At 60.4% G+C, this 25,797-nt stretch carries 18 protein-coding genes; 14 read left to right on the forward strand and 4 right to left on the reverse strand.

What is annotated here, in order from left to right:
* Positions 1-116 precede the first annotated feature (116 nt).
* Positions 117-5,543, forward strand: coding sequence for a S8 family serine peptidase (locus ACNKU7_RS11070; protein WP_418297044.1), 5,427 nt, complete (start codon positions 117-119; stop codon positions 5,541-5,543).
* A 104-nt stretch (positions 5,544-5,647) separates the two neighbouring features.
* Here ACNKU7_RS11070 and ACNKU7_RS11075 read toward each other — a convergent pair whose 3' ends face one another.
* Entirely contained in the window at positions 5,648-6,040 is a 393-nt protein-coding gene (locus ACNKU7_RS11075) for an acyl-CoA thioesterase (protein WP_418297045.1), read from the reverse strand.
* A gap of 245 nt (positions 6,041-6,285) precedes the next feature.
* Between ACNKU7_RS11075 and ACNKU7_RS11080 the strand changes: the two genes are divergently transcribed.
* From ACNKU7_RS11080 to ACNKU7_RS11095, 4 genes are all read left to right on the forward strand, one after another.
* The gene (locus ACNKU7_RS11080; protein WP_418297046.1) at positions 6,286-6,693 is read left to right on the forward strand and encodes a hypothetical protein; all 408 of its coding nucleotides are present in this window, start codon (positions 6,286-6,288) and stop codon (positions 6,691-6,693) included.
* A 71-nt stretch (positions 6,694-6,764) separates the two neighbouring features.
* Positions 6,765-8,075, forward strand: coding sequence for a TolC family protein (locus tag ACNKU7_RS11085; protein WP_418297047.1), 1,311 nt, complete (start codon positions 6,765-6,767; stop codon positions 8,073-8,075).
* 18 nt (positions 8,076-8,093) lie between these two features.
* On the forward strand, positions 8,094-9,710 hold the full coding sequence (locus ACNKU7_RS11090) for an efflux RND transporter periplasmic adaptor subunit (protein WP_418297048.1): 1,617 nt from the start codon (positions 8,094-8,096) through the stop codon (positions 9,708-9,710).
* The gene (locus tag ACNKU7_RS11095; protein WP_418297049.1) at positions 9,707-12,835 is read left to right on the forward strand and encodes an efflux RND transporter permease subunit; all 3,129 of its coding nucleotides are present in this window, start codon (positions 9,707-9,709) and stop codon (positions 12,833-12,835) included. Before ACNKU7_RS11090 ends, ACNKU7_RS11095 begins: the two co-directional genes overlap by 4 nt.
* A 337-nt stretch (positions 12,836-13,172) precedes the next feature.
* Here the strand turns inward: ACNKU7_RS11095 and ACNKU7_RS11100 are convergent, their stop codons facing one another.
* On the reverse strand, positions 13,173-14,534 hold the full coding sequence (locus ACNKU7_RS11100) for a TRAP transporter large permease (RefSeq protein ID WP_418297050.1): 1,362 nt from the start codon (positions 14,532-14,534) through the stop codon (positions 13,173-13,175).
* Positions 14,531-15,157, reverse strand: a complete 627-nt coding sequence (locus ACNKU7_RS11105) for a TRAP transporter small permease subunit (protein ID WP_418297051.1) — start codon at positions 15,155-15,157, stop codon at positions 14,531-14,533. The genes ACNKU7_RS11100 and ACNKU7_RS11105 overlap by 4 nt, the downstream gene beginning before the upstream one ends.
* Positions 15,158-15,401: 244 nt before the next feature.
* Between ACNKU7_RS11105 and ACNKU7_RS11110 the strand changes: the two genes are divergently transcribed.
* The 7 genes from ACNKU7_RS11110 (at position 15,402) to ACNKU7_RS11140 (ending at position 22,987) form a co-directional block, all read left to right on the forward strand.
* On the forward strand, positions 15,402-16,469 hold the full coding sequence (locus tag ACNKU7_RS11110; RefSeq protein WP_418297052.1) for a PstS family phosphate ABC transporter substrate-binding protein: 1,068 nt from the start codon (positions 15,402-15,404) through the stop codon (positions 16,467-16,469).
* Between the two features lie 150 nt (positions 16,470-16,619).
* A complete protein-coding gene (pstC, locus tag ACNKU7_RS11115; protein WP_418297053.1) occupies positions 16,620-17,999 on the forward strand; it encodes a phosphate ABC transporter permease subunit PstC in 1,380 nt (459 codons plus the stop codon).
* On the forward strand, positions 17,992-19,308 hold the full coding sequence (pstA, locus tag ACNKU7_RS11120) for a phosphate ABC transporter permease PstA (protein ID WP_418297054.1): 1,317 nt from the start codon (positions 17,992-17,994) through the stop codon (positions 19,306-19,308). The genes pstC and pstA overlap by 8 nt, the downstream gene beginning before the upstream one ends.
* A 187-nt stretch (positions 19,309-19,495) precedes the next feature.
* A complete protein-coding gene (gene pstB / locus ACNKU7_RS11125) occupies positions 19,496-20,236 on the forward strand; it encodes a phosphate ABC transporter ATP-binding protein PstB (RefSeq protein WP_418297107.1) in 741 nt (246 codons plus the stop codon).
* Between the two features lie 25 nt (positions 20,237-20,261).
* On the forward strand, positions 20,262-20,957 hold the full coding sequence (phoU, locus tag ACNKU7_RS11130) for a phosphate signaling complex protein PhoU (RefSeq protein ID WP_418297055.1): 696 nt from the start codon (positions 20,262-20,264) through the stop codon (positions 20,955-20,957).
* Positions 20,958-21,090: 133 nt separating this feature from the next.
* Positions 21,091-21,807: an outer membrane beta-barrel protein gene (locus tag ACNKU7_RS11135; RefSeq protein WP_418297056.1), complete on the forward strand. Its 717-nt coding sequence runs from the start codon at positions 21,091-21,093 to the stop codon at positions 21,805-21,807.
* Positions 21,808-22,183: 376 nt separating this feature from the next.
* Entirely contained in the window at positions 22,184-22,987 is an 804-nt protein-coding gene (locus ACNKU7_RS11140) for a putative porin (protein ID WP_418297057.1), read from the forward strand.
* Positions 22,988-23,081: 94 nt separating this feature from the next.
* On the opposite strand, the gene ACNKU7_RS11145 is transcribed toward ACNKU7_RS11140, so the two are convergent.
* A complete protein-coding gene (locus tag ACNKU7_RS11145; RefSeq protein ID WP_418297058.1) occupies positions 23,082-24,377 on the reverse strand; it encodes a M48 family metalloprotease in 1,296 nt (431 codons plus the stop codon).
* Between the two features lie 72 nt (positions 24,378-24,449).
* Here ACNKU7_RS11145 and ACNKU7_RS11150 point away from each other — a divergent pair, with 72 nt between their 5' ends.
* A complete protein-coding gene (locus ACNKU7_RS11150) occupies positions 24,450-24,941 on the forward strand; it encodes a DUF4265 domain-containing protein (protein WP_418297059.1) in 492 nt (163 codons plus the stop codon).
* Between the two features lie 74 nt (positions 24,942-25,015).
* Positions 25,016-25,795: a peroxide stress protein YaaA gene (gene yaaA / locus ACNKU7_RS11155; protein ID WP_418297060.1), complete on the forward strand. Its 780-nt coding sequence runs from the start codon at positions 25,016-25,018 to the stop codon at positions 25,793-25,795.
* Positions 25,796-25,797: the final 2 nt, after the last annotated feature.

Genomic DNA, 25,797 nt, shown 5'->3' on the forward strand with positions numbered 1-25,797 from the left:
CTGTTACAAAGGATCGGTTACATGCCCTATGGCGGGTTATTTAGCATCGACTGTCCTTGGTCTGTCTGGGGTTTATGACGGCCAGCCGATATAAAAATAAAAGCCCAGGAGCATTTATGAAAATAAAGACGTTGAGCAGCGCTATTGCTGCCGCGTTATACAGCCTCGGAGCGGCGCAAGCCGTTTCCGCTGCTGGCCAGGAGCAGGCAGTGCTCAAATCGATCGATTTGAGTCTACCCGCTTACCAGGAATATAAAGCGCAATATCAGAAGTCCCAGGTTCTGGAAAACAACGGAGCCAATATCCAGCTCCAGAATGCCAGCAACAGCCAGAAATTTGTCCGCGAGGAAGGTCTCAGCGGCGCGCACAAATATTTCGTGCGCCTGAAAGACATGCCTGCGGCCGTATACGACGGCGGCATCGAGGGGCTCGACAGCACCAGAGACCTCCTCAAGAGCGGTGTTAAGGCGCGTGGCAACCAGACCCTGAACGCGTATACCAGCCACCTGAAAACCAAGCAGGAAGCGCTGGTTACCCAGGCGGCTGCCAAAGGTGTGAGCCTGCGTGTACTGGAAAGCTTCCAGATCGCACTGAACGCGGTAACCGCAGAACTGACCCAGGATGAAGCCGAAGCGCTGGCCCAGTTGCCGAATGTGGCAGGCATCGAGCGCGTGCGCACCTATGAACTGCATACCGATGTCGGCCCGGAGCACGTCGGCGCGGGTAAGGTGTGGACCGGCATCACCGCGCTTGGTGGCCAGTACATGGGTGAAGGTATCGTCGCGGGTATCCTGGATACCGGCGTAAACACCGACCACCCCTCTTTCGCTGCAACCGGTGATGACGAATACACCGTGCAGAACCCGCTGGGTGAAGGCGTTTACCTGCACGACTGTGCGGTGAGTGGCCAGGAAGACCTGTGTAACAGCAAGCTGATCGGTGTCTGGTCTCACCCGACCATTACCGACACTTATCAGGGTCCCGAGACATGTACCTGGCGCGGTTGCGTACCCGGACCACAGATTCGTCAGGCCAACGGAGAAGATTACAACGGTCACGGTTCTCACACCGCCAGCACCGTTGCCGGTAACGTGCTGTACAACGCGCCCTACAGCCTTCCGGAACTTGCCGAAATCAGTGACGGTATCGATACCGGCTACGACTTCGAGATGATTTCCGGTGTGGCACCGCACGCCAACATCATTTCCTACCAGGTGTGTTACCCGGAAGCCGGCTGTCCCGGCGATGCGCTGGTCGCCGGTATCGAACAGGCAATCCAGGACGGTGTAGACGTTATCAACTACTCCATCAGTGGTGGCGTTGACCCGTGGAATGAAGCCACCGAGTTGGCCTTCCTGGCGGCGCGCGAGGCGGGCATCAGCGTTGCGGCTTCCGCCGGTAACGCAGGTCCTACCCTGCAGACCGTCAACCACACCTCGCCCTGGCTGACCAGCGTGGCGGCGACCACCCACGGCCGTGAGATGGCGGTGGAAACTGCGGTCAGCCACGCCGGCTTTATCGATCCGTCCCTCGGCAGCGAAGTACCGGGCTGGTCCGAGACCGGACTGGTCGGTGGCTCCCTGAACGGTGAAGAAATCACCGGTGTCGTGGTCTGGGCCAAGGATTACGAAGATGCCGAAGGTGTGAAGGACAACAGCGGCTACTGCACCACGCCATATGCGCCGGGCACCTTCGACTTTTACAAAGACGGCACACCGATTACCGATCCTGCTACTGGGGGCACCGCCGCCAATGGCGACGTGAACGTGTTTGTGATCTGTCAGCGTCACCACCCCAATGACCCGAATGCCAATGCGCGTACCGCCAAAGTGGCGAACGTGAAAGCCGGCGGCGCCGACGGCTTTATCCTGTACAACCAGGATCGCACCCAGGGCGCTGTTGCCGAAGCCTACGAACTGCCGTCCGTGCACTTTACCAACAGTCAGTGGGTCGGTACCTGGCCGAACTACGGTCTGATGCGCTGGGTCGACAGCACCACCGAGCGCGGTCACATGATCACCCTGAGCCCGGCCACGGTCGAGCGCCGTATCGATCCGGAAGCAGCGGATCAAATGGCGGAGTTCTCCTCCCGTGGGCCGTCCGTGATCCCGGAAAACCGTGAAGTGATGTCCCCGAGCATCTCAGCACCAGGTGTGGCGATCTACGCAGCCTATGCCGATGAGCACCCGTTCAGCGGAGCTGCTTCCGGCGACTATGCCACCCTGCAGGGCACTTCCATGTCTGCCCCGCACGTGGCCGGTGGCCTGGCCCTGATGACCCAGGCGCACCCGGACTGGACCCCGGCGGAAATCCAGTCTGCGCTGCAGCTGACTGCGGTTCCGGATGTGTGGGATCCCGCGCGCAACGGCAAGGCCAATACCTGGGCCACCGGCTCCGGACGTATGGATGTGGCCGCGGCGATCGATGCGCAGCTGATCATGGATGTACCGGTAGAACAGTACCTGGACGCCAACCCGGCCAACGGTGGCAATGCGGGCGCGCTGAATACCCCGTACATGATCGACATGAACTGCCGCCTGAGCTGTACCTGGGTGCGCACCGTGGAAGCCACCGTGGACGGTACCTGGAACATCTCCACCGAAACCGGCGAGGCCAGCGTGCAGCTGAGCGCAAGCCCGGCCACCTTCACCCTGCAGGCGGGCCAGAAGCAGTCCATCGTGTTCACCGGCAAATGGGTCGACTCCCAGAGCATCATCGGTGTGCCCTACGGCCTGAGCGTGTTCGGCGCGGTGAATTTCGAGAATGCCGCTGCTCCGGGCAAAACCGTCGCGCGTATGCCGGTGGAAATGAACCTGGCGGCCGGCGATCTGCCGACCGATATCAACATCACCGCGCACCGCGACGCGGACAAGTACACCCTGTCCGGCGTTCAGGTGAAGGACGCTCCGCAGCTGACCGGGCGTGTATTCGAAAAAGTCGCACCGACCTTCGAGACCATTGAGGTCAATCAGCGGGCCAGCGGCAACGGCAGCAACCTGTTCGAAGTGACCAGTGATGCCGAAGATCCGACCGTGCACATGAGCTGGGTTTCCGTACCGGAAAACGCCGTGCGCCTGATCGCGGAAGTGGTGGAAAACCTGCACAGTGACGAGACTCGCGAGAGCAACCGTTACGGCCAGCTCGGCCTGTACGTGGGTATCGACCTCAATGGCGACGGTGTCCCGCAGTTCGATACCGAAGCGGTGTGCAAGTCTGTGCTCAACAGTGGCGAGGGCAAGGACTGGTGTAACATCAACTACCCGCAGGCGGGTAACTACTGGATCGCCTGGCAGAACCACGCGACTTACAGCGGCGCTTATGTTGATGACTTCAAGGTAGCTACCGGCGTAGTGACTGCGGATCAGTCCACCGATCTGAGCCTGTCCCTGCCGTCCAGCGCCGAAGCCGGTGAAGCCTTCGACCTGAGCATCCACTGGCAGGATCTCAATTTGGCCAAGGGTGAGTTCTTCTACAGTGCCTTTGACCTCGGCAACAGCCCGATGAACGCTGGTAACCTGGGTATGGTGCCGTTCAAGGTAACCCGCGGCGCCAACGACGTGGATATCGAAACTTCACAGACCCGTGCACGCAGTGGTGAAGTGATCGATGTGGCGGTCAAGGTGCAGCCTAACCTTGGTGGTTATGACCGCAGCTTTGAGCTGGCGAGCGTGCTGCCGGAAGGCCTGACCCTGGTGAGTGGCTCTGTGTCCACCAACCAGAGCCAGTACCATGGCAATGTGGTGGAAACTGAAAACGGTTTCGCCGTGACCGGCGTACAGCCGAGTTCCGTGGACTGGAAGCCGGAGTATGTGATCACCAACTCGCTGCAAGACAGCATGTGTCGTGCCCCGGATGTGGGTATTGGTGACGGTGGCTATGTCGACCTGAAACAGGCCGGTATCTACCCGAGCTCCTTCTTCAGCGAGAACTTTACTCAAGGCGTTGCCCCGTTCCCGTTCAGCTGGGTTTGGCCGGACTTCGGCAACTACAGCTTCTACATGAACACCGAAGCACCTGGGCTGGCTACCGATACCATCTACGTTCACCCGAACGGGGCCATTGACCTGAATGGCATTATGACCCGTGGTTCCGGTGCGAACACCTGGTTTGGCGAGCAGAATCCCTACATCTGGGGTACCCCGATGCAGGTTGTCGGTGGACTTTGGTACGGGGCACCCGGTCGAATCCTTGGCGCGCTGTACAACCCGAGCGCCAACGATGAGGAGAACTCCGGTACCACCGTGGCCTTTACCGAAAACCACCTGTTCATCGAGTGGGATCGCATTGGGCGTATCGACCCTGCCACCATGACGGCAATGGACGACAGCTACGACGTGGAGTTCATCTTGAGTCGGGGCTACGACCACAGTGACAACGCCTACGAGATGTACCTGGCGTACGACAACCTGAACTGGGGTTCGCAAGTAACTGGCCCATTCAGCGTTGGCGACCTGGCCTCTGCCGGTGTGCGCGGCCTGAAATCACCCTCGACTGCGATCGGTGGTTTCGGCAAGTGGGGTGACCTGTCTACCGCCATCGGCAACGGCAACCTGCCGTCGGTGCTGAACGACAACCAGGTGTTCTGTTTCGACTACCGCGGCCCGGAAACTTCCGCCTTCGACGTGACCTTCCAGGTGCGTGTGAACTCCAAGGCCACCGGCACGGTGCAGACCATTGACGTTGCTAACGCTGTCGATGGACTGGATACCCTGCAGGTGACCGCGGATATCCATGTGGCCAGCAACATCACCCTGGGTGAGATTGCCGACCAGCAGGTGAACGAGGACGAAGTGCTGACCGGCATCGAAGTGCTCTACGCCGATGACGACAACGGCACCAACGTGATCACCGTATCCGGTGACAACGTCAGTGCGGAAGTTCACGGTGGGGATTCCGGATCGACCTTCGACCTGATCCCGGCTGAAAACTTCAATGGCACCACTGAAGTGACCGTAACCGTTGCCGACGCGACCTTCCCGAACGACGCCGTGTCCACCACCTTCATGCTGACCGTCGCCGGCGTTCAGGACGCACCTGTGGCGGCCGTTGCCGGTGACGTGACCATCACCGAAGGTGACAGTGCAATGCTTGACGCGAGCATGAGCACTGACGCCGATGGTGATGCACTCAGCTTCAGCTGGGCTGGCCCTGGCACCATCCAGGGGGCAGACACGGCCGCGCCGACGGTAACCGGCCTGGCGGAAGGTGAGTACACCTTCACCGTCAGCGTGAGTGACGGGGTTGAGACTTCCGAAGCGAGCGTGATGGTGACAGTGATGGCTCCGGTAAGCAGCTCCAGCAGCTCTTCCGGTGGCGCCGCCAGCTCTAGCAGCTCCAGCAGCTCATCTTCCGGTGGCTCCACCAGCAGTTCTTCTTCCAGCAGCTCTTCTGGTGGTTCCAGCAGCTCCAGCAGCTCTGGCGGTGAAACTGTGGTGGAACCTGAGCCGGTGAAGAAAAAGAAAAAAGGTGGTTCTGTCTACTACCTGTTGGCCCTGCTGGCAGCAGCGGGCCTGATCCGTCGTCGCAAGGTTACCTTGCACTGACGGTCAGGGTGGCGACAGCTTGCCTGTCGCCGCTCAACGCAAAACAAAAAAGGGTTGCCCTCGGGCAACCCTTTTTTTTATGCAGAACGTTGTAGCTCTGGCGATCAGTTCGGCAGCGGTCGCGTGCGTCCGCGATCATCGATGGCCACGAACACGAACTCGCCTTCCGTCACCTTGACCTGCTCACCGGTATCCACGCGGGTGAGCCAGACTTCCACCAGTGTCTTGATGGAGGAGCGGCCGACTTCGACGGCCTCGGCGTAACAGCTCACGGTGGAGCCTACGGGTACCGGGCGCAGGAATACCATGCTGCCGACGGCTACTGTGGTTACACGGCCGCGGGCAATGCTCTGGGCGAGAATGGCTCCGGCGACATCCATCTGTGACATCAGCCAGCCAGCGAAAACGTCACCCTGGGGATTGGTATCCCGGGGCATGGATTGGGTCTGCAGGGTCAGGGTGCCGCTGGGCTTTGGTTCTTCATCAATGGCGGACATCGAAAGTGCTCACGGTTTTTAGATTTATTCATCCGGCAATTTATTGATCCGGCAGGTCTGGCAGGTCTGTGATGGTGCAGCCCGCAGGGTGGCGCATTCTAGCACAAAGTGGGCACTAATTAGCCAGAGCACATCGTGCTGAATTTAACGGTTTCGCGGTATAAAACGTCGGCTGAGGCGCCGCCGGGCACGCGTCTGACCCACCCGGCTTGTGCCGACTTCTCCCCTCACATAGACTCGCAGCTATGCGCGCACTGATTCTGACCATGCTGCTGATGATTTTCACTGCCCAGAGCCTGGCTCTGGCGGTGGCGCCTGCCTGTGATCATCAAGGGTCTGTTGCCCACAGTGCACATGACACAGGAATGGTATCCAGCGCGGAGCATGCCCACGGTCACCCGGCTAAACCTGACGGTGCCCATAGCGGCATGTCAGACCACGGCGCTATGCCCTGTTGTGACGATGCCAGTGGCGAATCGGCCAAGACGCTGTGTCAGTTGACCTGTGCTGCCGGTGGATGCACCGCGGTCGCCCTGCCCGGGGTCGAATGGCAACTGAGCCCAGCTCCCTCCGCCCCGGCATTCCTGCCCATATCCCCTTCTCTCCTCGCCGCCACACCGCGAAACCTGTTGCGCCCGCCGATCGGCGCCTGATACCCGTTTCCACCGCCAGCTGACCGGTTGCCGGTGCCCTCGTTCGCGTATCAGACAGACAGGATTTATTCATGGGAATTTCCATGCACTCCCTGGGCCGTATTGTCGCCCCGGTGCTGCTGCTTGCCGCATTTGCGCTCCCCACACAGGCACAACTGACCCTGGAAGGCGCCATTCAGCTGGCTCGCCAGCAGGATCCGGAAACCGCCGCGGCGCTCGCCGCGGCGCAAGCGACGGCGGAAAGCGCCGTCGCCGACGGCCAGTGGGCCGACCCGATGCTCAGGCTCGGCGTCGCCAACCTGCCCACCGACTCCTTTGCCTTCGATGAGCAGCCGATGACACAGAAAGTGATCGGCATCAGCCAGAAGCTGCCGCGCGGGGATTCCGCTGCACTCGCCGGCGAGCGCGGCGCCCTCGCGGCTGAGGCGGGCTTTGCGGATGCGGCGACCCTGTCGCTGGCGCTGGCCCGAGACGTTGGCCTCGCCTATCTCACCCTGTCCGAGGAATTGCGCGTGCGCGCGCTGCTGGCGGAAAACCGGCGCTGGATGCAGGAACTGGTGGGATACAACCGCGCGCGGCTGGCCAGCGCACAGATCCAGTCCCAGCAATTGCTGCAGTCGCAGCTGGCGCTGGCGCGCCTGGACGACCGCATCGCCGCCGCCGACGGTGAAATCAGTCGCGCCCGAGGTGTGCTGAGCCGCTGGATCGGCGGTGCCGCCTGGGGTGAGCTGGATTCGGCGCCCCCAGAGTGGCGCGAATCCCGCGACTGGCTCGCCGCTCAGACTTTGCCGGTGCCCCTGGCAGTGGTGGAAAGCCACCCGGCGGTGGCCGCCAGCAGCGCGCGGGTGGAGGCTGAGCGGGCCAATGTGGCGCTCGCCCAGGAAGCCTACAAGCCCCAGTTTGGTGTCGACGTGAGTTACGGCCAGCGCGACCGCACGCCGATGAGCGATGGCGCCGACTTTGCCAGCGTGATGGTGACCTTCGACCTGCCGCTGTTTCGCCAGAACCGCCAGGACCGGCGCCTGGCTGCCAGCCGCGCTCGGGAAAATGCCGGCATGCTGCAGCGCCAGAACCTGCTGCAGCAGATGCAAGCGGAGCTGAATGGCACTGTGGCCATGGCGCAGAACCTGGATCGCCGCCGGCGTGAATACCGCGAGGAACTGCTGGCCCAGGCGGAGGCCACTGCCGATGCCGTGCTCAAGGGCTATGCCGCCAACACCGCGGATCTCGATGCCGTCATCGCCGCGCGCATGGACGCGATCGAGGCGCAGATCAGCGCGGCCCGCCTGACGTATGGTTATTACCGCGCCCTCGCCCGCATCCGCTACCTGCGCGCGCTCGATGCCCCTTCCAGTGGCGACGCCATCGGCAACTTCAAATAACAACCGGTTCCAGACGTTATGAACAAAGTAAAACTAGCCGCCTTTGCCCTGATTGCCCTGGTCGCAGGCGTGCTGATTGGCCGCAGCCTGACCACCGGCGACAACACCGCACAAAACGCAACCGAGGGCGCGGCGGCGGAAAAAAAGATTCTCTACTGGGTTGCCCCCATGGATCCCAATTATCGCCGCGACAAGCCTGGCAAGTCGCCCATGGGCATGGATCTGATTCCGGTGTACGAAGGTGAGGAAGGTGGCGCGGCACCGGGTACCGTCAGCATCTCGCCGCAGGTCGAAAGCAATCTCGGCGTGCGCACCGCGCGTGCGGAAAAAGGCCCGGTGACCACCCGCGTGGAGACCGTGGGGCTGGTGCAGCTGGATGAGGACAAGCTGCACCACATCCACACGCGCCTGAGTGGCTGGGTGCACAAGAGCTGGGTCAAGGCGGTGGGTGACCACGTAAAGCAGGGGCAGCCACTGCTGGAAATCTATTCGCCGGAACTGGTGAAGGCGCAGAGTGAACTGGTGGCGGCGCTGGAGAGTGGCAACCGCACCCTGATCGAAGCCACCCGCGAGCGCCTCAACAGTCTCGGGGTGCCGGCCGAGCAGGTGCGCGAGGTCACCCGCTCGCGCAAGGTGAGCCAGAACATCACCCTGTTTGCGCCGATTCACGGCTATGTGAATGAATTTGCCGCCCGCGATGGCATGTACATCACCCCCGCCGCCACCCTGATGAGCATCGGTCCGCTGGAATCCGTATGGGTCGAGGGCGAGCTGTTCCCGAAACAGGGCGCACAGGTGCGCGTGGGCGACACCGCGACCCTGTTCGGGGATTTCGCACCCGGCCGCAGCTGGCGCGGGGAGCTGGTGCATATCCTGCCGGATCTCGATCCGAAGACCCGCACCCTGCGCGTGCGGGTACTGGTGCCGAACGCAGATAAATCCCTGCGTCCGGGCATGTTCGTGCGCTTGCAGCTGGACGGCCCGCAGGTGGATACGTTAACCGTGCCGCGCAGCGCGCTGATCCGTACCGGTGAGATGGATCGCGTGGTAATTGCCGAGGGCGGTGGCCGTTACCGCTCGGTGCGGGTGCGGGCCGGCCGCGAGCTGGGCGATCGGGTGGAGATTCTCGAAGGCATTGAGGCGGGTACCGAGGTCGTGACCTCGGCCCAGTTCCTGATCGACTCGGAATCCAGCATCAGCGCCGATCTGCAGCGCATTGGCGGTGATCAGCAGGATAAACGCAGCGAACATGCGGCGACTGCGGATACGGCGTGGGCCGAGGCCAAAGTGCTCAGCATGCCCGATGACAACCACTACGCGCGCCTCGAGCACGGGCCGGTGCCGGCCTGGGACTGGCCCGGCATGGTAATGGGCTTCTATGTGGCGGAGCCTGCGCAGGCTGCACTGCGCGCGGCGCTCGACAGCGGTGCGAGCCTCCGGGTACAGGTGCGCAAGCGGGAGGACGGCAAGTACCAAGTGATCGCCACCCGCGCGCTGGCCAGTGGCGATGGGGCCCATGAAGGCATGAACCACGAGGGCATGAACCACGAAGACGGCGGTCAGGGTGACGTGGATCACTCGCAGATGGATCACGGCTCCATGTCCCATGACCATTCTCAGGAGCCACAGAAATGATCACGCGCATCATTTACTGGTCCCTGCACAACCGCGCGCTGGTGCTGATCGGTGCCGTGGCATTGGCCCTCGCCGGTCTCTACAGCCTGCGCAATACGCCGGTGGACGCGCTGCCGGATCTGTCCGATGTGCAGGTCATCGTGAAAACCAGCTACCCGGGCCAGGCGCCACAGGTGGTGGAGGACCAGGTCACCTACCCCCTCACCACCGCCATGCTCAGCGTGCCCGGCGCGCATACGGTGCGGGGCTACTCGTTTTTCGGTGATTCCTATGTTTACGTGATTTTCGACGACGATGTCGACCTGTACTGGGCGAGATCCCGGGTCCTGGAATACCTGAGCCAGGTGGCCCCGCGCCTGCCGACAGCGGCAACCCCGGAGCTGGGGCCGGACGCCACCGGGGTGGGCTGGATCTACAGCTACACCCTGGTGGACCGCAGCGGCCAGCACGACCTGGCGCAGCTGCGCTCGCTGCAGGACTGGTTCCTCAAGTACGAACTGCAGACCCTGCCCGGGGTGTCCGAAGTGGCCACCGTGGGCGGCATGGTGCGCCAGTATCAGGTCCAAGTCGATCCGCTGCGCCTGCGCGCCTACGACCTGACGCTTGCCCAGGTGCAGGCGGCCATTGAGCGCGGCAACCGCGAGTCGGGCGCCTCAGTGGTGGAGATGGCGGAAGCGGAATACATGGTGCGCGCCAGCGGTTACATCCAGAGCGTGGAAGACCTGCGCCAGCTGCCGCTGATGGTCAACGCCAGCGGCACCCCGCTGCTGCTGCGGGATGTGGCCGATGTACACCTGGGGCCGCAGATGCGCCGCGGCCTGTCGGAGCTCGACGGCGAGGGCGAGGCGGTGGGCGGCGTAATCGTGATGCGCTTCGGTGAAAATGCCCGCGCGGTGATCGACCGCGTGCGCGCGCGGCTCGATGAATTGCAGCGCAGCCTGCCGGACGGAGTGGAAATTGTCCCCACCTACGACCGCAGCGAGCTGATCGACAGCGCTGTGGAAAACCTGTGGCACAAGTTGCTGGAGGAATTCATCGTGGTGGCGCTGGTGTGCGCCCTCTTCCTGTTCCACCTGCGCTCGTCGCTGGTGATCGCCATCAGCCTGCCACTCGGCATCATCGGTGCGTTTATCGTGATGCACCTGCAGGGCATCAACGCCAACATCATGAGCCTCGGCGGCATTGCCATTGCCATCGGCGCCATGGTGGACGGCGCCATCGTGATGATCGAGAACCTGCACAAGCACATGGAGCGCACTCCGCTCAATGATGAGAACCGGTGGAAAGTCGTCGGTGAGGCCGCCAGCGAGGTGGGCCCGCCGCTGTTTTTCAGCCTGCTGATCATCACCCTCAGCTTCCTGCCGGTGTTCGCGCTGGAAGGCCAGGAGGGACGGCTGTTCGCCCCTCTCGCCTACACCAAGACCTACGCCATGGCCGTCGCCGCCGGCCTCGCCATCACCCTGGTACCGGTGCTGATGGGCTACCTGGTGCGCGGGAATGTGAAACCGGAGCAGGCCAACCCCATCAACCGCGCGTTTACCGCGGCCTACCGGCCGATGCTGGAGCTGGCGATCCGCCATCCCAAATGGGTCATCGGTGTGGCGCTGCTGCTGCTTGCCAGCAGCCTGTATCCCCTGTCGCGCACCGGCAGCGAATTCATGCCGCCGCTGGACGAGGGCGACCTGATGTACATGCCCAGCACCCATCCGGGCATTTCCATCGGCAAGGCGCGCGAGCTGCTGCAGCAGACCGACAAGATGATCATGCAGGTCCCGGAAGTGGCGCAGGTGTGGGGCAAGATGGGCCGCGCCGAGACCGCAACCGATCCGGCGCCGCTGACCATGGTGGAGACCATCATCCGCTTCAAGCCCCGCGACCAGTGGCGCCCGGGAATGACCCCGGAAAAACTGCGCGAGGAACTGGATGCGGCGGTGCAGTTGCCGGGCGTGACCAATGCCTGGGTGATGCCGATCAAGACCCGCATCGACATGCTCGCCACCGGCATCAAGACCCCGGTGGGAATCAAGATTGCCGGCCCGGATCTGCACCAGATTGAAAAAGTCGGCACCCGCCTGGAGTCCCTGCTGGGTGCTGTGCCGGGCACTACTTCGGTGTTTGCCGAGCGGGTCGAGGGCGGGCGCTATATCGATATCGAGATCGACCGCAGTGCCGCGGCCCGTTACGGCCTGAACATCCAGGATGTGCAGACGGTGATCGACACGGCGGTGGGCGGCAAGAACGTCGGCGAAACCGTGGAGGGCCTGGAACGCTACCCGATCAACCTGCGTTATCCACAGGCCTGGCGTGACTCGCCAGAGAGTCTGCGCGGGCTGCCCTTGGTTGCCCCGAACGGTACCCACCTGTCCCTGGGGGACGTGGCGAAAATCGAGGTGCAGGGCGGTCCGCCGATGATCAAGACCGAGAATGCGCGTCCCAATGGCTGGGTGTACATCGACATTCACGGTCGCGACCTGGGCTCGTGGGTGGCGGAGGCCCAGAAACTGGTGGCGCAGGAGCTGGAGCTGCCCCCGGGTTATTCGCTGGCGTGGTCGGGGCAATATGAATACATGGAGCGCGCGCGCGAGCGGCTCGGCCTGCTGCTGCCAATCACTCTCGGGATCATCGTGCTGCTGCTGTATTTCAGTTTCCGCCATGTGGGCGAGGTGCTGGTGATCATGGGCACCCTGCCGCTGGCCCTGATCGGCGGCCTGTGGCTGCTGTATTTACTCGACTACAACCTGTCGGTTGCGGTGGGTGTGGGGTTCATCGCACTGGCCGGGGTGGCGGTAGAGATCGGCGTGATCATGCTGGTCTATCTGAACCAGGCCTGGGACCGGACGCAGGCGGATTGCGTGGCCGCTGAACGCAAGCCCACGCTTGAAAACCTGCGCGATGCGATCCGCAGTGGCGCCGGGCAACGCATGCGGCCGGTGCTGATGACCACCGCCACGGTATTTATCGGTTTGATTCCGGTAATGATTGGCTCGGGTGTGGGCTCTGAAGTGATGCAGCGGATTGCCGCACCGATGGTGGGGGGCATGGTCAGCGCCATGTTGCTGACCCTGATGGTTTTACCTGCGGTTTATCGGTTGTGGAAAGGGCGGGGTCTGCAGGGGGCTTCGTAGCAAAGTGCTGTGGCGGCGGGGCACCGGGTGCAGGTTTTCAGGACCGCTGCGAGTACATCCATGTACGCTGCGTCGCAAACGTCCCTGTTTGCGACGCTCCTGAAAACCTGCACCCGGTACCCCGCCTTAGCTTCCAGTAATGCACTCCGTAGCTGAGGCTCTAACCGCTTACGAAGCTTGAGAGTCAAATGCGAAGGTAGAGTGCCGGGGATGCGTTTTTGAAAGCGTCGGAAACAGGGATGTTTCCGACGCAGGCTACAGGGACGTATTCATGCCGGTTTCAAAAACGCATCCCCGGTGCTCTACCGCCACCGGGCCTGCCCAAAAACCTCGGAACCTATCCCGCTACGAAGCCCGGCAGCCAGGTCGCCAGCGAAGGCCACACTGCCAGCAAACACATCACCAGCAACTGGATAAAAATAAATGGCACCACGCCACGATAGATGGCTCCGGTAGCCACTTCGGCCGGCGCCACCCCGCGCAGGTAGAACAGCGCAAAGCCGAACGGGGGGGTGAGGAACGAGGTCTGCAGGTTCAGCGCGATCATCACACCCAGCCATACCGGGTCGAGTCCCATCGCCAGCAGTACCGGGCCCACGATCGGCACCACCACGAAAGTGATTTCGATAAAGTCGAGAATGAAGCCCAGCAGGAAGATCACCAGCATCACCAGCAGCGTCGCACCGACCACGCCACCAGGCAGGCTGTTGAAGAAGTGAGTGACCACTTCCTCGCCATTAAAACCACGGAATACCAGCGAGAACAGCGAGGCGCCGATCAGGATCGCAAACACCATCGCCGTCACCTGCAATGTGCTCTGCCCTACCTCACCGGCGCGCTTCCAGTTCAGCGCACCGCGGCCCCAGGCCAGGATACCGGCGCCGAGGGCGCCGATGGCCGCGGCTTCTGTCGGCGTGGCCGCGCCCGTAATGATCGAACCCAGCACCAGCAGCATCAAACCAATGGGTGGCAACAGGCTCTTCAGGGTTTCCGCCAGGTTCACCTCTTCCCTGCTGCGCTGCGCAAGTACAGGCTCGCGTCGGGCGATAAACAGCAGGTAGATGATATACGCGGTGACCAGCAATAGACCCGGAATTACCGCACCGACGAACAGGTCGCCCACGCTGACCGGCTGTGGATTGAAAATGCCCTGGGATAACTGCGCCTGTTGATAAGCATTGGACAGGGTGTCCCCCAGCAGAACCAGCGCAATCGAGGGCGGAATGATCTGCCCCAGGGTACCGGTGGCGCAGATGGTGCCGGTGGCCAACTGCGGCGAGTAACCGCGCTTGAGCATGGTCGGCAAGGACATCAGGCCCATGGTCACTACCGTCGCACCGACGATGCCGGTACTCGCCGCCAGCAGCGCACCGACCACCACCACCGAGATACCCATGCCAGCGGGTACCCGGGAGAACACCCGGGCGAGGTTGACCAGAAGCTCCTCGGCGATACGCGCGCGTTCGAGCATGATTCCCATCAGCACAAACAGCGGCACCGCCATCAGGGTGCCGTTCTGCATGATGCCGTACAGGCGATCCGGGAAGGCGCGCAGCAGCTCGCCATCGAAGATGCCGGCGACGATGCCAAGCCCTGCGGCGATCAGTGCGGTGCCGCCCAGGGTAAAGGCCACCGGGTATCCGAACATGAGCGCGAGACATACGGCGAGAAACATCAACAGCGGGATCAGTTCCATCATGCGCTCACCTCGCTGCCCAGCTTCCCGGGCGCCTCGCGCATAGCCGGGCCGCTCGCCGGCAGAGTGACTTCCGTCTGCCTGGTGGTCGCCGGCTGTGCAGTGCCGATCGCTCGCGACTCGAGCTGCATCAGGGTATTGAGGGCGCGGGCAAACTGGGAAATGCCCTGCAGGATCAGGGTGGCACCGGCCAGCGGGATCAGACTTTTCAGCAGGTAGACACCGCCGAGGCCGTCGGCGCTGGCGCTGCTCTCGTGCACCGCCCAGCTGTTGGCGGCGAAGTGCCAGCCGCCCACGGCAATAAATACACACAGCGGCATCAGGAAGATCAGGCAGCCGACTGCGTCGACCCACGCTTTGCCGCGGGGTTGCATTTCGCGATAGAAAACATCCACCCGCACGTGCGCACCACAGCGCAGTGCGTAGGCCAGGCCGAGCATAAACGCGGCACCGTGCAGGTAGGCTGCGGTATCCTGTAGCGCCAGGGAGCCGGCATCAAAACCGTAGCGCAAAGCCACCACCAGGCTCTGGATCAATACCATCAGCAAAGTAAACCAGCCCAGCGCGCGGCCCGTGGCCGTGGCGAACCGGTCGAGGCCGTCAGCGGCCCGTAACAGAAGCGACATACCCGTTTTCTCTAATCCCTAGATATCGTTTTTTTCGTTATGGCACTGAGCGTACCCTCTGGTCAGGAAGGACGCCAGCGCTGCGCGCCCGGCCAGTCCCGGCACCACAGGTCGATCCGGAGGGCTCTGGTTAAAATTGCAGCGGGAGACTGTAACCTGTTTGTAACTTTTCATTCATAGAATCGTCACCAGTTCGACATAGCATGCCTCGCGTGAAGAGATTTTGAACACCCTGGAGACACCCATGAACAAGCGTTCCACGAACAAGAAAGTCCTGGCCTCGGCCCTGGCAGCCCTGACGATAGCGGCTTCCAACGTCGCCCTGGCCGCACGCGACCACATCAGCATTGTCGGTTCCTCTACGGTTTACCCGTTCACCACTGTGGTGGCCGAGCGCTTCAGCCGCGCCACCCAGTACAAGACCCCGGTGGTCGAGTCCACGGGCACCGGTGGCGGCATGAAGCTGTTCTGCCAGGGTGTTGGCGAAAATACCGCAGACATCACCGGTGCCTCCCGTCGCATCAAGCAGTCCGAACTGGAAATGTGTAACGGCAATGGTGTGGACGTGGTGGAAGTTCAGATCGGTTTTGACGGCATCGTGCTGGCCAATGCCAAGACTGCCGAGCCGTTCGCGCTCAGCCGCAAGGACATCTTCCTGGCGCTGGCGAAAGATGTCCCGAACCCGGACGGCTCCGAAACCCTGGTCGCCAACCCCTACAAGACCTGGAAAGACGTGAACCCGGCACTGCCCGCGCACAAGATCGAAGTGCTGGGCCCGCCCCCGACTTCCGGTACCCGCGACGCCTTTGCCGAACTGGCGATGGAAGGTGGCTGCAAGAAATTTGACTGGATCGCGGCCAAGAAAGACGGCGACAAGAATGCCTACAAAGCAATCTGTCACAACATCCGTGAAGACGGCGCTTATGTGGAAGCCGGTGAGAACGACAACCTGATCGTGAACAAGCTGGCAGCCAACCCGAATGCCCTGGGCATCTTCGGTTTCAGCTTCCTCGACCAGAATGCGGACAAGGTGCAGGGCTCAGTGATCGAGGGCCAGGAGCCCACTTTCGACTCCATCGCGGACCAGAGCTACCCGGTATCCCGCCCGCTGTTCATCTACGTGAAGAAAGCGCACGTGGATGTGGTACCCGGCATCAAGCAGTTCCTGGCAGAGTTCACCAATGAGCGCGCCTGGGGCGACGAAGGTTACCTCGCCGACAAGGGCATGATCCCGCTGCCCACTACCATGCGCCAGCAGGTTGCCACCGACGTGCGCAAACTGAATGCCCTGACCAATCTGGCGGCCAAATAAATCGGCAACCAGAGCAGGTAAAGGGAATTACCGGCCAAGCCCCCCAGGGCTTGGCCGTTTGCATATATAAAGAACGCGGCTTGAAAACGTCATGTAAAAGTCGCCTGAAGCCCTGATAATTGCCGAGCAAATTTTCAACCGAGCGAATCGATGCAGACTCCCACTTTATTCGCCCTGCTGTTGCTGCTGGTACTGGTGGCTTACGGTACCGGCTTCAGTCGGGCCATTACCGCCGCCCGCAGCCGCGGTGGTATCCGCAGCCTGGCCTCCCTGCCCAGCTATTACGGCGTGCATACCGCACTCTGGTGTGGACTGCCGGCACTGATCCTGCTGGGAGTCTGGCTGGCATTTGACGATGCCATCATCCGCACCCTGGTGATGAGCGGCATCGCTGAAAAGCCGACAAGCCTTTCCGGGCAGAACCTTTTGTATGCGCAGATCCAGAACCTGGCGGCGGGCAACCAGCTCGGTGAAGTGACGCCCCAGCTGCTGGCCGCCGCCGAACACCTGGCCAGCCTGCGCCAGAGCGGCCAGCTGATGCAGTCTGCACTGATCCTCATTCTCTCGATCGGTCTCGGCGCCTTCGCCCTGCTGCGCATTACCCCGGAACTGCGCGCGCGGGAAAAAGTGGAAAAAGTTTTGCGCGCGGTGCTGCTGACCTGCGCCTGTGCCGCGATCTTCACCACTGTGGGCATTCTGATGTCGGTGTTGTTCGAGTCGATCCGTTTCTTCCATGCCGTGCCGGTGACCGAGTTCCTGTTCGGCCTGCACTGGAGTCCGCAGATGGCGATGCGTGCGGATCAGGTGGGCTCCAGCGGTGCCTTCGGTGCGGTGCCGCTGTTTACCGGCACCCTGATGGTTTCCGCGATCGCGATGTTTGTGGCGGTGCCGGTGGGACTGATGTCAGCCATCTACCTGGCGGAATACGCGGGCAAGAAAGTGCGCGCAGTGGCCAAGCCGCTGATCGAAATTCTCGCCGGTGTACCGACGGTGGTGTACGGCTTCTTCGCCGCGCTGACCGTGGCCCCGTTCATCCGCGACCTTGCCCAGTCCGTGGGCCTGCAGGCCTCCAGTGAAAGTGCGCTGGCGGCGGGCCTGGTGATGGGCGTGATGATCATCCCGTTCGTGTCGTCGCTGTCCGACGACGTGATCAATGCGGTGCCCCAGTCCCTGCGCGACGGCGCCCTGGGTCTCGGCTCTACCAAATCCGAAACCGTGCGCAAGGTGGTGATCCCGGCGGCGCTGCCCGGCATCGTCGGCGGTGTACTACTGGCGGTTTCCCGCGCGATCGGCGAGACCATGATCGTGGTGATGGCCGCCGGCCTTGCCGCGAACCTCACTGCCAACCCGCTGGAGTCGGTGACCACCGTAACGGTGCAGATCGTCACCCTGCTGGTGGGTGACCAGGAATTCGACAGCCCGAAAACCCTGGCGGCCTTTGCCCTGGGTCTGATGCTGTTTATCTCCACGTTGATCCTGAACTTTATCGCCCTGCACGTCGTGAAAAAATACCGGGAACAGTATGACTGATATAACTGAATCAAAGACCGGCCCGGTTCCGCTGAGCCAGGATCAGGTACGCGGCCGCATCGAGGCGCGGCTTGCCAGCCGCCACCGCAAGGAAAAACTGTTCCGCGGGCTGGGTATTGCCAGTATCGGCTTCGGCGTGCTGGCGGTACTGGTGCTGTTTACCGACATCATCAGCAAGGGCGCCAGCGCCTTTGTGCAGAGCCAAATCCAGCTGCAGGTCACCTACGATCCGGCGGAGCTCGGCATCGACAAGGTCGATCACGAAAGCCTGGCCTGGGCCAACTTCGATGGCGTGATTCGCAGTGCCCTGCGCGAGCGCTTCCCGGATGTCACCGGTCGCCGCGACAAGCGCGAGCTTTACTCCCTGGTATCCAGTGGCGCCGGCTTCAACCTGCGTGAGCGACTGGAGAACAATCCCGCGCTGCTGGGCCAGAGCGAGACTGTTTGGGTGAATGCGGACGACGATGTCGATACGTACGTGAAAAGCCTTTCCGACAGTGATGAGGGATTCCTCGGGCGCACCTCGGAACAGAAGGCGGCGTGGATTCAGCAGCTTCGCGACAGCGGCGAGCTGGAAAAGCACTTCAATACCACCTTCTTTACCAACGGCGACTCCCGCGAGCCCGAGCAGGCGGGTATCCGCGCGGCGCTGGTGGGATCCCTGCTGACCCTGCTGGTAACCCTGGCGCTGTCCTTCCCGATCGGGGTGGCTGCTGCTATTTACCTGGAGGAGTTCGCACCCAAGAACCGCTGGACCGACCTGATCGAGGTGAACATCAACAACCTCGCGGCGGTACCGTCCATTGTGTTCGGCCTGCTGGGCCTGGCGATTTTCATCAATTTCTTTGAAATGCCCCGTTCGGCGCCATTGGTCGGCGGCCTGGTACTGACCCTGATGACGCTGCCCACGATCATTATTTCCAGCCGCGCATCGCTGAAATCGGTGCCGCCGTCCATCCGCGAAGCGGCCATGGGTATGGGGGCCTCACGCATGCAGGTGGTGCTGCACCACGTTTTGCCGCTGGCGATGCCCGGCATGCTGACTGGCGCCATCATCGGTATGGCCCAGGCATTGGGCGAAACCGCGCCGCTGCTGATGATCGGTATGGTGGCGTTTATCGTCGACGTGCCGCACGGGGTAACTGACCCGTCCACGGTATTGCCGGTGCAGATCTTCCTGTGGGCCGACAGCCCGGAGCGCGCGTTCGTGGAGCGCACCTCCGCCGCGATCATGGTACTGCTGGCAGTACTGATCACCATGAACACCTGCGCAGTCTGGCTGCGCAAGAAACTTGAGCGCCGCTGGTAAGCCGCGGGCGAATGCTAAGATAGCGACCTGAGAAAGAGCCATGACTACCATGACCCTGAATACGGGCCCGGCTGTAGCCGCCGGCAACCAAGCAAAAAATCCAGCCGCGGAGCAGAATGCCGTGAAAACCAGTGCGGAAATAGTGAAGACTGTGGGCCAGCCGTTCAGTGACCAGGCGAAGCTGCGCATGCGCAACGTCAATGTCTACTACGGCGAGACCCAGGCAATTCACGATGTAAGCCTCGACATTGGCCGCAATGAAGTGGTGGCGATGATCGGTCCATCCGGCTGCGGCAAGTCCACGTTCCTGCGCTGCCTGAACAGAATGAATGACACCATCGAAGGCTGTCGCGTCGAGGGTGACCTGACCCTGGATGGCGAAGCCATCTATGGCCCGAAGGTGGACGTGGTACCGCTGCGCGCCCGCGTCGGCATGGTGTTCCAGAAGCCGAACCCCTTCCCCAAGTCCATCTACGACAACGTCGCCTACGGACCCAAGATCCACGGGATTGCCAGCCGCCGCGCGGAACTCGATGAAATTGTCGAGAACAGCCTGCGCCGCGCCGGTCTGTGGAACGAAGTAAAGGATCGCCTCGACAAGCCGGGTACCGGTCTTTCCGGTGGTCAGCAGCAGCGCCTGTGTATCGCCCGCGCCATCGCGGTGAGCCCGGAGGTGATCCTGATGGATGAACCCTGCTCGGCCCTCGACCCGATTGCCACGGCGCGTATCGAGGAGCTGATCGACGAGCTGCGCGAGAATTACACCATCGCCATCGTGACCCACTCCATGCAGCAGGCGGCGCGCGTGAGTCAGCGCACGGCCTACTTCCACCTGGGCAAGCTGGTGGAGGTCAACGATACCGAGACCGTGTTTACTAACCCTGAGCACGAACTCACAGAAGCATACATTACCGGCCGCTTCGGCTAAGGTTTGGGGGAGTCCACAGAAGATTATGGAAATGCATTTCGATCAACACATCTCCCGCCAGTTCAACGAAGATCTTGAGAGCATCAAGACGGAAATGCTGGAAATGGGCGGCATGGTTACCCGCCAGGTGGCTGACGCCGTAGAAGCGCTGGCCAATGCCGACAGCGAGCTGGCGGAGAAGGTCCTGCGCGTGGAAGAGGAAATCGACCGCTGCGAAATGGAGCTGGACGAGCACGCGACCCTGATCATCGCCAAGCGCCAGCCTGCGGCGTCTGACCTGCGCATGGTGATGTCGATCATCCGCATTGCCCGCGACCTTGAGCGCGTCGGTGACGAGGCGAGCAAGATTGCAAAAATGGCCATCGCGCTGACGGAAGAAGGCACGGCGCCGCGCGGGTATACCGAGATCCGCCATATCGCCAACGCCGTGCGCAAAATGCTGAATGATTCCCTCGATGCCTACACCCGCTTCGACGTGAAATCTGCAATGGAAACCCTGGCAGAAGACGAGCAGGTGGATATGGATTACCGCAGTGCGGTGCGCGAGATGATGACCTATATGATGGAGGATCCGCGCAGTATTTCACGGGTAATGAACGTGTTGTGGACACTGCGTTCACTGGAGCGTATCGGCGATCACGCCAAGAATATCTGTGAGCAGGTGGTCTACCTGGTAAAAGGGACGGACATTCGCCACGGGAATGAGGCGAGGCTGAAATAGGCATCCCCAAAAATAGCTAATTTGCCGCTGGATAGTAATAACTGGCACAAAAATCCACAATTGTATCTTTTGTAGAAAAATGTCCTATTGATAAACGCTTTTCGCGCTATTAAAGTGCGTCGGCGCCATTTTTTTGGTCATTTTTAAAACGAAATATAATTGGGGGCCCGGTTTGAAGAAGTTTTTACTTGGTGCAGCGGTGTTTTGCGCAACGGCATCCGCGCAAGCGGTAGAGCATTCCTGGTATGCGAAGTTTGGTTACAGTGCGACTGAGCCAGATGCCGGCCAGTATGAGCAGTTGTTGTTTGACGAACTGGGTTTCGAAAATAAATTTGATCTTGCCAGGGGCCTCGGTGGCACGCTTGGCTACCAGTTCAACCGCTTTATCGCCGTGGAAGGTGGGCTGCTGAATTGGGGCGAATCCACCGTTAAAGAAGGCTACTATTACGGCAACCTGGAAGCTGATGGCATTACCGGCCAGTTCCGGTCAAAGGCAACCGTTTCCGGCTATACCGGCACAGTGGGTGTGGTGTTATCGACTTCCGTTGAGCGCCCGTTTTCCGTTGGGGTGAAAGGTGGCGTTCACATGTGGACGGTTGAGGAAAAGTTCTCGGCCGTTAATAAAGGAACCCAACTTGTAGAAGTGGGTGATTCTGGTGAAACGGCAATAGTGCCATTTTATGAAGAGCTCATTGACTATTCGAGATCGACTGACGGCACCGATCCATATCTCGGGTTACTCGCCAGCTACAGTGAAGACAACTGGACGCTGAGTGTTGAATACACCGTATTCCAGACCGAATTTGCGGATCCTGCAAGTACAATCTTCTCAGTATCCACGCGTTTCTAAGTAATACATTGCCGGCAGGTGGTATCTAGTTAACCAGATATCCAATTGCCGGCAATTTATTGTTCTTCTACCTTTTTCGCTCCTCATCTTTTTTCCTCGTTGTATTTCCCCTTACTTTTTTTTGCCAAAAAGTAGCACATGGTGCCCGGCTATTTTTCGTCGCAGTTTTGGTTCAGCTTCTGTTAATACAGAGAGTGCGATAAATCGCATCGACTTGTAGCTCGCTACAGGTTAAACCGCGCATTTGAGACGGCCGTCACAATTGTGGTTATTTATTGCGCGGGGACTTTTGTTTGCTACAATCGCGCCGCATTTTCCCTTGGGGGATATGCGCGCGTACGCAAGTACAGATGTAATTTAAACAGGGAACACTTCCATGAAGTTCAAGTTTGCAGCGCTTCCGCTGATGCTGGTTTCTGCTATCGCTTCCGCAGAGCAGTACAACTCTTTCACTGACGCCGATTATGAAAACCGCGACTACGGTTATGGAGATTATCGCATCCTGAGCGTACTGTCTCAGTACTATTTTGGCGCCCTGAATACCTTGGGTCCCCGTAAAGAATTCAACTACATCCTGCCGGTGAGCAACATCTACGGTGGCCTTGGCTCTTTCGATGGTGATCCTTTCGACGATGAATTCGTAACCTTGGGTGGTGAATACTATACCGGTCAGTGGAAAGTATTTGGTGAATTCCAGGATGTTTTCACCACCAACGTATATAGCGCTGGTGCTGGCTACCTGTTTTCTCCCAATTTGCTCGCCGAAGTAGAAGCGGTGAAGTTGGAGGATGAAGATACCGCTCTGTTTGTTCGTGGTAAATACAACTACCAACTGAGCGGAACTGACTACATCGGTTTCACTGCAGAAATTGACGATGGTTTCGATTACCGCAGCATTTCTTCAAAATATTTTACTTCATTGGCCGGTGGCCAATATTTGACAGCAGAGCTGGGAATCACAGATACCGACGGTGGCGACTTCTACTGGGAGGGGGCCGTGGAGTTTTTCTTCAACGAAAATACCTCTGTAGGTGTAGCGTATGATGAACTGGTGGAAGACTATGAAGTCAATGCCACCCATTTCTTCAATCGAAACGTTGCGGCTAAAGTTGCCTACGGCGCTAACCGCGATTTCGACGATATGGATATGTTCCGTATTGGTGTGACCGTCCAGCTGTAATTTCTCCGCAAGAAATTACCAATAAAAAAGCGGGCGAATTTCTTCGCCCGCTTTTTTTGTTCGTCACTATCGGCTTTAAAGAAACGCGCTGTACTCAGCCGTTATTCCCCAGCGCCTGCACGCGCGCCTGTGCCTTGGTACCAATTTCACCTTCCGATTGTGCGGCAATCTGGTACTGGCTCAATGCACTTTTGGTATTGCCCTGACCCTCATATACCTGCCCCAGATAATAGTGCGCATGCGCGGTATCCAGATATTGGGTGGAGCGCTTCAGGTCGCGCTCGGCGGCGCTGTAGTTTTTCAGCTCCGCGTTCAGCATGCCCCGCATCAGCCAGTTGGAGAAGAGCGTCGGATTTTTCTGCACCGCGATTTCGTAGGATTTGAGCGCGGGCTGGTACTGTTTTTTCTGCGCCAGCAGGTCGCCTTCCAGTGCAAAAAACGCAGCTTCCTTGGGTTGCAGTTTCTGCGCCTGGCGCGTGAGGGTCAGGGCGCGGTCGTAGTCCTTGTTGCCGACCGCGGCGACGGCATCGTCGTAGCTTTTATAGGCGGCGGCATCGCGCTTCAGCTGCGCAATGGCCTGCTGGTACTGGGCGCGGTTGGTTGAACCACGGGTAGCCAGCTTGGATGCGTGCTTCTTGTTGGCATCCACTCGTGCCTGGGAGGGCGGGTGGCTGGCAAACAGGGCCTCGAGGCCACCGGATTTTGCCCCCTTGGATAACGCGACGAACTTTTGCTGCAGGCGCACGGCGCCCTCTGGGTCGTAGCCGGCGGCGGCCATGTACTTCATGCCGTACTGATCCGATTCGAGCTCGTTCTCGCGGCCGTACTTGGCGATATAAGCGGAGCCGCCCAGCTGGCTGCCGAGGGATACCAGGTCGCCGTAGTTGGTGTTTTGGGTAGTCGCGCCGAGGATGGCGATACCAGCGCCCAGGATCTGCTGTTGCGACATGGCTGCAGCGGAGTGGCGGGCGGCGGCGTGCACTATCTCGTGGCCCAGCACTGCAGCGAGCTCCGCTTCGTCTTCCAGCAACACCAGAAGACCGCGGTTAACCGCGATTTTGCCACCGGGCAGCGCCCAGGCATTGGGCACAGAGTTGTTCAAAACCACAAACTCGTAGGGTAATGTCGGCTGATCCGAAACCTTGGCGAGCTTTTGTCCCACGCGACTGACATAGCTCTGCAGCGCGGGGTCGACCAGATATTCACCGCCCTGCTGTTGCTGGGCTTTGGGGTACTGCTGCGCGCCGAGTGCCACTTCCTGGCTCTGGGACATGAGCGAAAGCTCTTTTTTACCGGTCACCGGATTGACGGCACAGCTGGATACGCCAACCGCCATAACCGTGGTGATCGCACTGGCCAGCAGGCCTTTGGATATGGAACGCGGAAACATGCTTCCCCTCCCTGTATAATGTTCGGTTTATGCCTATAGCGCGTTATTGTACACAGTCCCGGGAGTGAGGTTATGACGACGGCACTGCAAATTATCGAACTGTTTGCCGGTACCAATCCGGACGGAGAGCCCGTCGTGGAGCGTATGCAGGTGCGGGTCAACGAGGACGACAGCGTGCAGCTGGTGCGTTCTCCGGCCTTCATCAAGGGCATCGCCAGCGGCGATACCATCAAGGTCAACCGCGAGGATCCCGACAAGCCCAGCTTCGAGCTGGTGAAGCGCTCCGGCAACCTGGCGGTGCGGGTGTTTTGCCGCGGTGACAGCACCAAGCTGTCGGACCAGCTGACCCCGCAACTGGAAAAGCTCGGCGGTGAGCTGGACATGGAAACCCCGCGCCTGCTGGTGTACAGCATCCATGTCAGCTGCGGCTTTGCCGAAATCGAAGAGATCCTCAACAGCGTCTGCGATGGGGCCAACAGCGTCTGGTATTACGGCAATGTGTACGACCCGGTCGACGGCCAAACGCCTCTCAACTGGTGGCAGGATATTCTCAAGCCTGAGTAATCCAGCCCTCTGTAAATGCCACTCCGGCGTGTGCCGGATTGGCCCCGAATCACCAAGCGACATCGACCCGAATCATGCTGATCGTTATTTCCCCGGCCAAGACCCTTGACTATGAGAGCGACATTCCGCAACTGGATACCACCCAGCCGGACTTCCTGAAGGAGTCTGCGGCCCTGATCAAGGAACTGCGCGATCTCAGTCCGCAGCAAATATCCAGTTTGATGAAAATTTCCGACAAGCTGGGTGTGCTGAACTACGACCGTTTCCACGCCTGGAAGCGGCCGTTTACCGACCGCAACGCGCGCCCTGCCCTGCTGGCTTTCAAAGGTGATGTGTATACCGGCCTCGCAGCGGAAAGCATGGACAAGCGGGATTTTGCCTTTGCCCAGAAACACCTGCGGATGCTGTCTGGCCTGTATGGCCTGCTGCGACCGCTGGATCTGATGCAGCCCTACCGGCTGGAAATGGGCACCAAATTCGCGAATGCCGGCGGCAAAAACCTGTATGAATTCTGGGATGGCAAGATCACGGCTGCGCTCAATGCGCAGCTGCAGGCATTAAAAAGCCGGGAGCTGGTAAACCTGGCTTCCAATGAATACTTCAAGTCCGTAAAGCCGAAAGCCCTCGACGCGGACATCGTCACGCCCCACTTCAAGGACTGGAAAAACGGCCAGTACAAGATGATCAGCTTTTTTGCCAAAAAAGCCCGCGGCATGATGAGCCGCTGGGCCATCGACAACCGCATAAAGAAGGCGGAGCAGCTGAAAGATTTTGACGTTGCCGGATACTACTTCAGCGAGAAAGATTCCAAGGGCAATGATTGGGTCTTTCTGCGCGACGAGCAGCCGGCTTGATC

This window comes from Microbulbifer weihaiensis (assembly GCF_048323715.1).
Classification (GTDB): Bacteria; Pseudomonadota; Gammaproteobacteria; order Pseudomonadales; family Cellvibrionaceae; genus Microbulbifer.

Coding starts and splice junctions, on each gene's coding strand:
- ACNKU7_RS11070 (WP_418297044.1), top strand. CDS start 117: ATGAAAATAAAGACGTTGAGCAGCGCTATTGCTGCCGCGTTATACAGC.
- ACNKU7_RS11075 (WP_418297045.1), bottom strand. CDS start 6,040: ATGTCCGCCATTGATGAAGAACCAAAGCCCAGCGGCACCCTGACCCTG.
- ACNKU7_RS11080 (WP_418297046.1), top strand. CDS start 6,286: ATGCGCGCACTGATTCTGACCATGCTGCTGATGATTTTCACTGCCCAG.
- ACNKU7_RS11085 (WP_418297047.1), top strand. CDS start 6,765: ATGGGAATTTCCATGCACTCCCTGGGCCGTATTGTCGCCCCGGTGCTG.
- ACNKU7_RS11090 (WP_418297048.1), top strand. CDS start 8,094: ATGAACAAAGTAAAACTAGCCGCCTTTGCCCTGATTGCCCTGGTCGCA.
- ACNKU7_RS11095 (WP_418297049.1), top strand. CDS start 9,707: ATGATCACGCGCATCATTTACTGGTCCCTGCACAACCGCGCGCTGGTG.
- ACNKU7_RS11100 (WP_418297050.1), bottom strand. CDS start 14,534: ATGATGGAACTGATCCCGCTGTTGATGTTTCTCGCCGTATGTCTCGCG.
- ACNKU7_RS11105 (WP_418297051.1), bottom strand. CDS start 15,157: ATGTCGCTTCTGTTACGGGCCGCTGACGGCCTCGACCGGTTCGCCACG.
- ACNKU7_RS11110 (WP_418297052.1), top strand. CDS start 15,402: ATGAACAAGCGTTCCACGAACAAGAAAGTCCTGGCCTCGGCCCTGGCA.
- pstC (WP_418297053.1), top strand. CDS start 16,620: ATGCAGACTCCCACTTTATTCGCCCTGCTGTTGCTGCTGGTACTGGTG.
- pstA (WP_418297054.1), top strand. CDS start 17,992: ATGACTGATATAACTGAATCAAAGACCGGCCCGGTTCCGCTGAGCCAG.
- pstB (WP_418297107.1), top strand. CDS start 19,496: ATGCGCAACGTCAATGTCTACTACGGCGAGACCCAGGCAATTCACGAT.
- phoU (WP_418297055.1), top strand. CDS start 20,262: ATGGAAATGCATTTCGATCAACACATCTCCCGCCAGTTCAACGAAGAT.
- ACNKU7_RS11140 (WP_418297057.1), top strand. CDS start 22,184: ATGAAGTTCAAGTTTGCAGCGCTTCCGCTGATGCTGGTTTCTGCTATC.
- ACNKU7_RS11145 (WP_418297058.1), bottom strand. CDS start 24,377: ATGTTTCCGCGTTCCATATCCAAAGGCCTGCTGGCCAGTGCGATCACC.
- ACNKU7_RS11150 (WP_418297059.1), top strand. CDS start 24,450: ATGACGACGGCACTGCAAATTATCGAACTGTTTGCCGGTACCAATCCG.
- yaaA (WP_418297060.1), top strand. CDS start 25,016: ATGCTGATCGTTATTTCCCCGGCCAAGACCCTTGACTATGAGAGCGAC.